Origin of the sequence: Peribacillus sp. FSL P2-0133 (assembly GCF_037975445.1) — a bacterium.
Lineage (GTDB): Bacteria > Bacillota > Bacilli > Bacillales > DSM-1321 > Peribacillus > Peribacillus simplex_E.
In genome coordinates, this window is the sequence record NZ_CP150254.1 from 2,241,617 (window position 1) to 2,253,432 (window position 11,816).

Annotated in this window: 9 protein-coding genes; 7 read left to right on the top strand and 2 right to left on the bottom strand. The window is 38.5% G+C overall.

Annotated elements, in window-relative coordinates; translation table 11 throughout:
* Positions 1-100 precede the first annotated feature (100 nt).
* The gene (locus MKY17_RS10775; protein ID WP_142324004.1) at positions 101-1,483 is read right to left on the bottom strand and encodes a PLP-dependent aminotransferase family protein; all 1,383 of its coding nucleotides are present in this window, start codon (positions 1,481-1,483) and stop codon (positions 101-103) included.
* Positions 1,484-1,951: 468 nt separating this feature from the next.
* Between MKY17_RS10775 and MKY17_RS10780 the strand changes: the two genes are divergently transcribed.
* The 5 genes from MKY17_RS10780 (at position 1,952) to MKY17_RS10800 (ending at position 8,638) form a co-directional block, all read left to right on the top strand.
* On the top strand, positions 1,952-3,271 hold the full coding sequence (locus MKY17_RS10780; RefSeq protein ID WP_098373162.1) for a transcriptional regulator: 1,320 nt from the start codon (positions 1,952-1,954) through the stop codon (positions 3,269-3,271).
* Positions 3,272-3,309: 38 nt separating this feature from the next.
* Positions 3,310-4,788: a M81 family metallopeptidase gene (locus MKY17_RS10785; protein ID WP_098373161.1), complete on the top strand. Its 1,479-nt coding sequence runs from the start codon at positions 3,310-3,312 to the stop codon at positions 4,786-4,788.
* Positions 4,789-4,822: 34 nt separating this feature from the next.
* Positions 4,823-6,442: a D-aminoacylase gene (locus tag MKY17_RS10790; RefSeq protein WP_098373160.1), complete on the top strand. Its 1,620-nt coding sequence runs from the start codon at positions 4,823-4,825 to the stop codon at positions 6,440-6,442.
* Positions 6,443-6,507: 65 nt separating this feature from the next.
* The gene (locus MKY17_RS10795; RefSeq protein ID WP_098373159.1) at positions 6,508-7,728 is read left to right on the top strand and encodes an MFS transporter; all 1,221 of its coding nucleotides are present in this window, start codon (positions 6,508-6,510) and stop codon (positions 7,726-7,728) included.
* Positions 7,729-8,065: 337 nt separating this feature from the next.
* The gene (locus MKY17_RS10800; protein ID WP_098373158.1) at positions 8,066-8,638 is read left to right on the top strand and encodes a hypothetical protein; all 573 of its coding nucleotides are present in this window, start codon (positions 8,066-8,068) and stop codon (positions 8,636-8,638) included.
* 157 nt (positions 8,639-8,795) lie between these two features.
* Here the strand turns inward: MKY17_RS10800 and MKY17_RS10805 are convergent, their stop codons facing one another.
* A complete protein-coding gene (locus MKY17_RS10805) occupies positions 8,796-9,212 on the bottom strand; it encodes a PaaI family thioesterase (RefSeq protein WP_098373157.1) in 417 nt (138 codons plus the stop codon).
* 547 nt (positions 9,213-9,759) lie between these two features.
* Between MKY17_RS10805 and MKY17_RS10810 the strand changes: the two genes are divergently transcribed.
* Complete coding sequence (locus tag MKY17_RS10810) at positions 9,760-10,614, top strand: MurR/RpiR family transcriptional regulator (RefSeq protein ID WP_098373156.1); 855 nt, start codon at positions 9,760-9,762, stop codon at positions 10,612-10,614.
* 46 nt (positions 10,615-10,660) lie between these two features.
* Positions 10,661-11,806 (top strand): amidohydrolase, encoded by a 1,146-nt coding sequence (locus MKY17_RS10815; protein WP_098373155.1) that lies wholly within the window; start codon positions 10,661-10,663, stop codon positions 11,804-11,806.
* The last annotated feature ends 10 nt before the right edge of the window (positions 11,807-11,816 follow it).

An 11,816-nucleotide genomic window follows, 5' to 3' on the forward strand; every position in this document is an offset into this window, starting at 1 on the left:
ACTGAATCGAGGCATGATATCCTCCCACTAAATTTGAATTATCATAACACCTACAAAAAAACCATACAATATTATAATTGTATGGCAAACAATATTTCTTTCACGTTTCAATTATTTTTTTAAGTGTATTAAGCGCTTTTTCAAGTTCCGCTCTCGTTTCTGGCGCACAAATCGCTAAACGCACGGCATTTGCCGGTGCAACATTACCTACCGCAAATCGCCCTCCGCTATAAACTTGTACCCCCTGTGCTTCAGCTATTTGTTCAAATTGGTCCCCTGAATAATGGTTCGGCAAATGTAACCAGCGAAAAATCCCTGTTTCTCCTCCTAAACAATTTTCCTTATCTAAATAATGATTGACCAATTGATTGCGAGCTTTAGTTTCCTCTTTATGAAGTGCAACAATGTTTTCAAACTGACTCGATACAATTGCTCGTGCTGCTAACTCCGCAAATAGTGGCGATACGGAAATATTTAAGTTATAAAGAGCTTTACGAGTAGCATCCAGGAAGTTGAATGGTACGGCCACATAAGCAAGACGGAGTCCATGTGCCATCGATTTCGATAAACTCGCGACATAAATCGTATGCTCAGGAGCATATGTCGCTACGGGCGGCAATACTTTGTCTTGGATTAATTGAAACATTCCATTTTCAATAATAAATAAATTATACTTTATGGCAATCTCCGCAATAGCCTTGCGAGTTTCAACGCTCATTGTATACGTCATCGGATTCTGGTAATCCGGAATAATATATAAGCCTTTAATGTTTTCATTTTTGCATGCATAAAGAAGTGCTTCCGGACTCATTTCATCAGTTTCTGACCGAATCGGTACAAGCTGGATGCCCAGCATCGCGGCAGCTGTCTTTAAGCCTGGATATGTATGGTGATCGACACCAATCCGGTCTCCATGTTGACAAAGACCTGCAAGTGTTGCGGTGATGGCATTTTGTCCGCCATTAGCCAGTAAGATATGCTCTCTAGTCGTTTCAACACCGGCATATTTTAATAATTTGACGCCTGCATCTTTTTGCCAAATCGAATCACCTGGCCGGCTGTACCCAAACCATCTCGCACCATCGGATTCTTGTAACATGGATTGCAGTAAGTCATGTAAAGGTCCGTATGATACACGATCTGATAGCAGTGCGCCCATTTCTATTAAATGTTCTGGCTTTTCTTCTGAAAGCAAGTATGCGTTCGAAATCGCATCATATGAAACATAAGTGCCACTACCAATGGTTGCACTAATCAGTCCTTTTAACTCAGCTAACTTAAATGATTTTGAGATTGTACTTAGATTCACATCCAAATAGTCTGCTAACTCTCTTTGCGGTGGAAGTTTTGTGCCTGGAACTAAGCGTCCCTCTTTAATATCACATTCTAACTGCTTAGCTAATGCCTGATAAATCGGTCTATCTTCTCGATTTAATGTCGGCTTCCATGTCATTGGATATTCTTCAAACGAATTAATAGGCACAATCCTCATCCTTTTTTCATACAATTATAAAATTGTATGGCAACAAATTCAAATCCATAAATTACTTTAGATATTTTTCACAATCGAGCGCGATTGTTAAAGAATAAAGGACAATACATATTTGATATAACAAATATGTATTGTCCTTTAATTTATCTATATTTTTTAAATGAAGGTCTTGATAAACAATGATAATTGGCAAATAGACATGTTATCTCCAATACCGCCCAATTAATGTATGATATCGAAAATAGATCAATAAAGGCCTAGGTCAACTGGATGCACGAAGATATAGTATTCTCTAGTGAAAAGGAATGGAGAAAGCTCAAATAAATAACTGACTGCTCAAAAAAACATATTTCGGTCCATTAACAGACATTTACTTTTATTATTTAGATAGTTAAAGTTATAAACAATAATAAAAACTTACTATTCAGTATTATTTGAAAAATAAAAGTGGAGGATCGGATGAATACAAAAGTATTAGTAATAGGTCCTATAGATTTAGTAGAACTAGTGTTTACTATCGGTCAATCGTACTCTGACATTACCATGTTACCTGCACCTTACAAACATGAACAGGAAACAATAGATGTGATTAAAAGAAGAGTCGACGAGGCGGATGTTTTATTCTTTTTAGGCATAATTCCTTATCAAATGGCAAAGAATCAAAATGTTAAAAAGCCTATGGTGTTTATTCCCTCAACAGGAACATCCTTGTATCGTACTCTTTTTAAGATCATTACAGAAACTTCTTTTAACCCAATCAAGGAACCGTTAAGGATTAGTATAGACACATTGCCAAATAGAGAAGTAAAAGAGTGTTTTGAGGATTTAGAAATATATCCAGAAAAGATGTTTCTGAAAGCTGATCAAAAAGCGGATGAATTGGTTCATTTTCATTATGAATTATGGAAAAATAATCAAACTCAGGTGGCCGTTACCTGTGTTAAATCCGTATACGAGTCGTTAAAAGGGCTAGGGGTACTAGTATTCAGGGTTCTCCCTACTATGTCCGCCATTCGAACTAGCTTGAATAATGTCCTTTTGGAGGGGAAGGCCTTGCTTCAAAGCGATACACAAATTGCCATTGGAATCCTGCATTTTAATAATTTGCTTTCTTCTTTAAAAAAGCCCATATCAGAATATGGAGAACAGCGAAAAAAGGCTGCACTTCAAAATCTTCTAATCGATTTTTGTGAAGAGGTCCAGGCTATTTTTGACTGGTCAGAACGAGATGAAGTCCGATTTATAACCACTCGGGGCGCCATTGAAAGGACTACCCACAAATATAAAAAAGCACCGCTATTAGATGAGATAGCCATGAAAATTGATGTAGAGACCACCATTGGAATAGGATTTGGACATACAGCAAACGAAGCGGAAGTGAGTGCTCGTAAAGCACTTATGAAAGCGAGAGTTAATAAACCGAGTTGCTTTGTGGTTGACATGGATGGAACTGTTTTTGGGCCTGTCGGAAAAGATGGGAAATTGAAATATTCCTTGCGGAGTGATGACCCACATCTAATGAATTTAGCAAAAACAGCTGGGCTCAGTATTGCAACCATAAACAAATTACTTTCCTTTTGTGAGTGCTTTGGCTATAGATGCATCACTTCAAATGATCTTGCTAACGGATTAGGTTTGACCATTAGGAGCGCTAGGAGAATCCTGAATACCCTTGAAAATACGAATTTAGCTGTCATCGTGGGTGAGGAACAGCCCATTAACCGGGGGAGACCCCGACAGTTATATGAATTTCAATTTTCCAGGGAGTCAGTCAGATAGGGTTTTATTCATTTAATAGTGAAGAAAGGGGAGATTTTATGAGAATAGCAATCGGTCAGTTGGCGCATGAAACGAATACATTTTCTCGAGTAAGAACGACAGTCGACTTATTTAAAGTATGGGAATGGACCCAAGGAGAGGAACTTCTCGATAGGCATACTGGTGTATTGGATAATTTGGGTGGGATGATCGATCGGGGAAAAGAACTGGGGATTGAAATTGTGCCGACTTTTGCAGCCATGGCCAATCCTTCAGGAACGATAACACAGGAAACGTTTCAAAAAGCAAAAAATCTATTAATATCAAGTATTTTGAATTCTGGAAAATTGGATGGGATTTGTCTATTTCTTCATGGTGCAGGGGTAGCGGAAGGAGTTGACGATATTGAAGGCGATATCCTATCGGAATTAAGAAGCATTTTGGGTTCAAAAATACCAATAGTAGCTGCATTGGACCTCCATGGTAATATTACGGAAACCATGGTTAAAAAAGCTGATGCACTACTCGGAAATATAGATTACCCTCATACGGATTCCTATGAAAGGGGGAGTGAAGCAATTGATATAACTGCTCGCATCATTCAAGGAAAAGTTAACCCGGAAATGGCTCTATCTAAATTACCATTACTTATTCCTACTACAACCTCCTACTTTTCTCCAATTAAAGAAATCAATGAATGGTGCGAGGAATGGGAAAAGCATCCTAAGGTGCTTGATTGTACCTTATTTCACGGCTTCCCATATTCAGATATCCCTCACGCAGGAGTTTCAGTAATTGCCATTACGAACAATGAACCCTCATTAGCACAAAAAATTTCAGATGATATAGCTGTTAGAATTTTTGAGAAGAAAGATGAATTTTTTCCTATATTGCCTTCACCAAAGAAAGCCATTACATGTGCTTCCTCCCAGAAGGAAATGCCCATCATCATTAATGAAGCTTCCGATAACCCTGGTGCAGGTACACCAGGAGATGGCACCTTTTTATTGAAGGAAATGATTGAAGCAAACATTCCAAATAGCTGCTTTGGATTTATTTTTGATCCAGGAGTTGCGGAAATGGCGCATAAAGAAGGTGTGGGTTCCCTAATTCATGTCGAATTAGGTGGTAAAACAGATAGTTTACATGGTAACCCTCTAAAAATATCAGCTTATGTAAAAAGCCTTTCTGATGGCAAGTTTATTCAGTCCTCACCGATGTGGAATGGAAGCAAGGTGAACTTGGGGAGAAGTGCAAGGTTATTGGTTGGTAACGTGGATATCATTGTATGCTCTGTAAATTCCCAGACTTTTGATGAACAAGTTTTCCTCCTTCATGGAATAGATGTTGAGAAATCAAGTATTGTTGGTTTGAAATCATCTCACCATTTTCGCGCAGCCTTCATGCCTATTGCTAAAGAAATTATAACGGTTGACTCGCCTGGGTTAAGCAGTGTGAAGTTATCAACCTTTGATTACAAGAATATAAGCAGACCGATTTACCCTTTTGATCCTATTTTAAATCATCAATTAGTCTAACTAAGTCAAACTAATATATAGAGGATGTGGTCAAATGCTTGACGTGATAATAAAAAATGGAAGGGTTTATGATGGAACAGGGAACCCTTGGACGAAAACTGACATTGGAATCAAGGATGGAAGAATTACTTTTATGGGCAATTTAAGCAGCGAACAGGCAAAGCAAACTATAGATGCCAATGGGTTGGCGGTTTCACCAGGATTTATTGATCCCCATGTTCATTCCGATTTACTTTGTACTGTTCCTGAAGTTCATAAAATAAAGTCACTTCAGGGTGTGACTACAGAATTATTTGGGCAGGATGGTATTTCTGTTGCTCCTGTATCGGAAAAAACAAAGCCGTTATGGAAAAAACAATTAAGTGGACTAAATGGCGATATTGGGGAGTGGCCATGGAATAGCATTGATGAATATTTTTCATTTCTAGAAAAGTCAAAAATGATAGGCAACGCGGCTTACCTTGTGCCTCATGGCGCGGTTCGTTCCTTGGTCATGGGATTTGAGGATAGAGTGGCTACTAAACAAGAATTGGAAAAAATGCGTTTGATGGTCGAGGAAGGAATGCGTATGGGAGCAGTAGGCTTGTCCTCAGGATTAGTTTATCCCCCAAATGTTTTCTCCAATAAGGAAGAATTGATTGAAATATGTAAGGGTACTGCGAAATATGACGGCTGTTTCGTTGTCCATATTCGGAATGAAAGCATTCACTCTTTATCAGCTTTGGATGAAGTCATAGATGTTTCCAGACAATCCGGTGTAAGATTACATATTTCCCATTTTAAGATAATTGGCCAGGGAAATAGGGATAAATTTAAGAAAGCGCTGGACAAGATGAATGCCGCTAGAGAGGAAGGTATTGAGATTACCTTTGATCAATATCCATATTCAGCCGCTTCAACCGTATTTCATGCCATACTTCCACCTTGGATGCATTCAGGGGGAACGGAAGAAACGCTGATACGATTGAATATTCCAGAATTCAGAAAAAGAATCTCAGATGAATTTAAAACAAACACAGAGTATGAAAATTGGGTTTTGAATTGTGGCTGGAAAAATATCATTATTACCTCCGTTCAAACGGATTCTAATAAATGCTTAGAAGGTAAGGACATGATTGAAATTTCAGAAATCAGGCAGCAATCCCCTGAAGATGCCGCATTTGATATTCTCATTGAGGAAAAAGGGAATGTAGCAATGGTTATTCATTGGGGATTTGCGGAAGATGTTTTGCTGAGTATGTGCCATCCACTGCAAATGGTGGGATCCGATGGGATTTTTGGAGGTAAACCGCATCCCCGATTATATGGGACATTTCCGAGAGTATTAGGCAAATATGTTAGGGAAGAAGGAGCTTTGACGCTTGAACAAGCGATTCGTCGAATGACAGGTGCTCCTGCGCAGCTAATGAGATTAAAGGATAGGGGATTAATTAAAGAGGGATATCAGGCAGATATTGTTATATTTGATCCTTTAAAAATTAAAGATCGAGCTACATTTGAAGAGCCGCTATTAGAGCCTGAAGGCATACATGTGGTTTATATAAATGGAAAATTAACCGTTTATCATGGGGAATACACAGGAGCACGAGAGGGGAAGGTAATTAGAAGGTTCCAAAGTTCAATAGATAAAGTGGCAACATTTCAAGATCGATAGATAATCCCTATTAATTTGCCCATGGAAAGAAAAATGAAGGATTAGTAGAAAAAGGGAGGAATAAGATGAAGCGTTACATTGGAGGGTCCCAAAATAAGCACTTTATATTATTTTTGCTGTTCGTTGGTTATCTGGTTGATTATTTGGATCGGATGGTCATGAGTGTGGCTGTTGTATCTATTAAGGAAGAATTTAATTTGGATGCTGCTGCTGTCGGGGCAATCTTGAGTAGCTTCTTCTTATCCTATGCTATCATGCAAATACCAGGAGGATGGCTAACAGATAAACTGGGTTCGAGAAGAGTCTTAATATGGTCCATCATTGTATGGTCTGTTTTTACCGTATTTACCGGTTTTGCCTGGTCTCTTATTTCGTTACTTGTCATACGTTTTCTCTTCGGGCTTGGTCAAGGAGGATATCCTTCAGCTTCCCAAAAGGGGATAGCGGATTATTTTCCCCGGGATGAAAGGCCAAAGGCTTCTGCTTACTTGATGTCATCCAATTACTTTGGGATGGCACTTGCCCCGCTGGTGGCTGCGCCGATGATTTTATTTATGGGCTGGAGAAACATGTTTTATGTAATCGGATTGCTAGGAATATTGTTAATGATAGCTTTCTGGGTATATTTTAAACCAAATGAAAGCACTGCTCCATTAAAAGACAATAGAATTCCAATGAAGGAATTGCTGATGAATTCCGGCTTGTGGAAAATAACCGTCATGTGGTTTGCTGCCGGAATAGTAAATTGGGGACTTTCTTCCTGGATTCCATCCTATTTGATGGAAGCAAGAGGAATGGATCTGTTGTCCATGGGTTTTTATGCAGCGTTACCGGGTATTTCTACTGGAGTTGCTATGTTGTTCAGCGGATGGCTTCTTGACAGGTTTTTTAATAACTTAGAAAAATATTATGCAGCATTTGGCATGCTCATGTCAGGAATATTCCTGTATATGATGTTTACCTCGACCTCCCTTGTAGCAGCTATGGTATATTTGAACCTTTGTATGGTCTTTAAAAGCTTTGCCTTTACAGTTGCCTTTGCTTTGCCGCATAAAATCATGTCTAAACAGGTTATCGGTTCCGCAATGGGAGTAATTAATATGGGGGCACAGGCAGCAGGGTTCATATCACCTCTTGTCATGGGATTTATAATCACCCTTACAGGATCCTACAATGGCGCCTTTTGGTTCTTAATCGCTTGTTCCGCCATTTCTATAATTGCTGCGCTATCCATTAAAAAGAATAATCATATGGAGCAACCAAAAGATGTTGACTTATTAGCATAGTACATGAAAAGGCGACGCATACCTGCCAAAAACGATAACAATATGAAAATTCAAAAACCCCGGGGTGGCTTTCAAGGCCAACTCCGGGGTTTTTGAATTTATTTAAGAAGACTCAAAAATAAGCAGGTTTCTCTTTTTCCTTCCCTTCATTGAAATATTTGTAGTTTTTTCTAGTATCCTCAGCTACAGTACAAGCCGTTTTATAATAAAGACATATCATATAACGAAGGGGAAATCTTGAAAAACTTAGAACATGCATTTATTCTTCTATTGTTTTTTCATCCATGGAATCCCATCTCTCTAGAAACAAATTTTTAAAAAAGGAGACGTTTAAGGAATGTGGCCTATTGACAATGGTAAGGGAAGGAAACAACAGCCGAATAAAAGTACAATTCTGTCCCGGCAAGAGATAACAGCCATTGAGTCCTGGATATCTCAAATAGGGATATTCCAATTTTATATAACTGCTGGACAATTAGTATCTACCGCCAGAAAAACGCTAAAGTTCAAGTATAAAATGATCGGGAATGGTTTTAACCGAGTCGTCTATGATTTAAATAATGGATATATATTAAAAATTGCATTGTCAGAAGTAGGACTAATAAGCACTGCAAATGAAGCCTATATATATAATAACTGTAATGAGGAAGTCAAAAAGTATTTATGTCCAGTTAAGGAGCATGGGACGGGCTGGATTATCATGAAGAAGGTGGACACGAAAGTGCCGTTTGCAATCAAGGAATATAGGAAACTGATCAAGGTGGAATTAGAATTCATTAGGCACGGTATTATACCAATAGATTTGCGTTTAGATAATGTCGGATATAACGAGAATGATGAAATGGTCGTCCTTGATTACGGTCTATTCACCATGGATCTCAAAAACCCTGTACTGCGATGGTTTGTTTGATGATGTGTCTATCCAAAGAAAATATAAAATTGAAATTACAATCAAGTGGTTAGGCGAAGCGGTGAATCTTGTGGGCGTTCTTGATTTTATCGAATTGTCTAAATGAAAGAAGCATGTTACGAAGGGCTTTTTTGTGCAACATGCTTTTTTATCTGGGTTAAAGGATCATAACTGATGACACAACGCTTGCCACTTTTTTATCATTTTGAAATAAATCTGCGAGTACATAAGCAGTTTTTTTTCCGATTCGGTCTACTTTTGCTTCAACCTGTACGTCTCCTAATCTCACTGGTCGATGAAAGGTAGTATGTAAATCAATGGATGCGAAGGATTGTCCGATACTTAATTTAGATGATATCGCATAAGCCATCATAATATCTGCTGCAGAAGTGACAAATCCACCCATTGCTACACCAATTCCGTTAATAAACTTTTCATCTACTGTCCATACACCTCTCGCAATTCCATCCTGGGCATAATTTGCTTCAATCTGTAACGTTAGATCACAATTCGGAGGTTGTTTCCCCTCTGTTAAAACTTGTAAAAGTTCGTGTCCTTTAAGTGATTCTCCCATTAAATTGCCCCCCTTGAAAAAGTTGAAACTACAGAATATTCTAACATATTTCTTGAAGTTAAATGTCAATGAAAATGCTAGATTTACAAATAAAGTAAATAAAAATGAAGAAGGGAGTGGATTTCTAAAAATCAACTGGAATGTTTTTTGAGGGTTTGTAAAATCTAAACGTTGATTGGAACGTAGGGTACTTGCTTTCCGCGGGCGGTCCCGGGAGCCTCCTCGGCTTGCGCCTGCAGGGTCTCCACTAGACGCGCTTTTCTAAGCAGGAGTCTCGAACACCCGCTCCAATCAACCGTAATGGATTTTTAGAAAAAAACTGTAGGCATAATGGCTTTTCTTCGAATTTGCCTACCTTCTTATAGTTTTTTTGCTTTTTAACTAAAAGGCATATTATCTGATTGAAATTTGAAGTTATTAATTATCAAAAAAATCAAAAATCTTCTTCTTTTTCTAATTAAATTGTGATAGTGTATAAAACAAAGAAGGATTACCTTCATCATTTTTAGAATAAGAAGTATTTAATTCGTCGGAAAGGGGTAATGTTTTGGAACATCTTCCTTTTAAATTATTAGTAAAGGAAAAATTTGACCATTTATCGGCAGGTCAAAAAAAAGTTGCCGCTTACCTGATTGAAAATTTGGATGAAGCCGCCTTTAAAACGGCATTTCAAATTGGTCGAGAAGCGGAAGTTAGTGAAACGACGGTCATTCGGTTTTCCTATTCATTAGGATTTGAAGGGTTTAGTAAAATGCAGGCCAGAATTCAAAAACAGCTGCTGCACCAAAATCATATAGAATTATCCAATAGTGATTCCATTCTTCGCATTGATGACAAGCAAGATCCATTTACCAAAGTGATAGAAAACGAAATTCATATTTTAAGACATCTATTAGATCATACGAACGTTCAGGATATATGGAAAGCAGTCGATGTCTTGATCCAGGCTGACCAAATATTAATTGCAGGGCATCGCATTTCCCATGCTGCCGCCTATTGGTTCTCCTATACGCTAAGTTCATTAAGGGAAAATGTAAGTTTATGTTCACCAACAGGTGACTTCTATGAAAAGTTTTGTAACCTTACTAACAAGTCTGTGATAGTTGTTTTTTCCTTTCCGAGGTATGCGAATGAAACATTAAAAGTTGCTGAGTGTGCCAAAGAACAAGGAGTTTGTTTAATTTCAGTTACAGACCGCCTTCTGTCACCTGTTGGCCGCATCGCTGATATTGCATTGACAACTGAAGAAAACGCAGAAACCGGAACCAATTCAATCGCTTCCGTCATTAGCTTATTGGACTTGGTTATTGCAGGCATACATCAAAAAGACGAAAAACGGATCCATACCCATCAGCAAAAATTAGAAAGGTTATATTCAAGTTATGAAGTGTTTAATGAATGAGTTTTTAATAAAGTTAAAATTCATGTAAAGGAGGAGGTGCTTCATTATGAACCCGATTCAATATATTGATCAGCATCAAGAATCATTGATAAAGTCCTACCATGACCTGCATTCTTTGGCTGAGCCAAGCTGGCAGGAGGAAAAAACGTCTTGCTATATATTAAAATGTCTTAGGAAAGCGGGAATAGCCACAAAAACATTTCAGAGCCATCATGGAATCATTGCCGAGATTCCAGGCATCTCAAAAAAGGTTGTGGCATTAAGGGCTGATATGGATGCGCTTGTTCAGGAAGTAGATGGAATTGTAAAGGCCAATCATTCATGTGGACATGACGCACATAGCACAATGGTTTTATATACAGCATTGGCCATTGCCTCCAGTGGAATCCGGCCTAAACACACTCTCCGATTTATATTTCAGCCTGCGGAAGAAAAAGGAGAAGGCGCTCTTCAAATGATCAATGATGGCGCATTGGAGGATGTTACATATTTATTCGGGGTACATGTAAGACCCAGTACGGAGGTTCCTTATATGAAAGCTTCCCCCGTCATTGTCCATGGCTCTGCCGAAACAATAAGGGGAACAATCAAAGGTATTCAGGCCCATGCATCCCGACCGCAAGATGGAATAAATGTCATCGAGGCAGCGGCTTTGCTTATACAAAAATTACAGCAGATTAATCTAGTTACCGAAACTCCTTATTCCATCAAAATGACTCAATTTGAAACAAACAACAAAGCATCAAACGTCATCCCGGAAACAGCTGGCTTTGCAATTGATGCCAGAGCACAGTCAAATGTTGTAATGAATGAACTAAATAGCTTAACAAAGGAAGCTATTGACCAGACAATGGTGCAAACTGGTACATCCATCTCCTGGTCTGCGGAAGAATTTGTTCCAGCTGCGACCTTGCATGAAAAAGCGATAACGCTGGCTGAAATCGCAATAGGAGATATCATTGGGACGGAAAATGTCGTTCCAGTTTGTGTTTCTCAAGGAGGAGAGGATTTTCATTTTTATACAGCCCAAAATCCTGATATAACCGCAACAATGATAGGATTAGGCTGCGATCTAACTCCTGGTCTGCATCATCCGGATATGAAATTTAATTTACAAGCACTTATTTATGGAACGAAAATTTTAATTAACACAGTAATGATGGCGACAGAAGAAGAGAATTTTTCACTATAAAAATCTAATG

Coding starts and splice junctions, on each gene's coding strand:
- MKY17_RS10785 (WP_098373161.1), top strand. CDS start 3,310: ATGAGAATAGCAATCGGTCAGTTGGCGCATGAAACGAATACATTTTCT.
- MKY17_RS10815 (WP_098373155.1), top strand. CDS start 10,661: ATGAACCCGATTCAATATATTGATCAGCATCAAGAATCATTGATAAAG.
- MKY17_RS10795 (WP_098373159.1), top strand. CDS start 6,508: ATGAAGCGTTACATTGGAGGGTCCCAAAATAAGCACTTTATATTATTT.
- MKY17_RS10780 (WP_098373162.1), top strand. CDS start 1,952: ATGAATACAAAAGTATTAGTAATAGGTCCTATAGATTTAGTAGAACTA.
- MKY17_RS10805 (WP_098373157.1), bottom strand. CDS start 9,212: ATGGGAGAATCACTTAAAGGACACGAACTTTTACAAGTTTTAACAGAG.
- MKY17_RS10800 (WP_098373158.1), top strand. CDS start 8,066: ATGTGGCCTATTGACAATGGTAAGGGAAGGAAACAACAGCCGAATAAA.
- MKY17_RS10790 (WP_098373160.1), top strand. CDS start 4,823: ATGCTTGACGTGATAATAAAAAATGGAAGGGTTTATGATGGAACAGGG.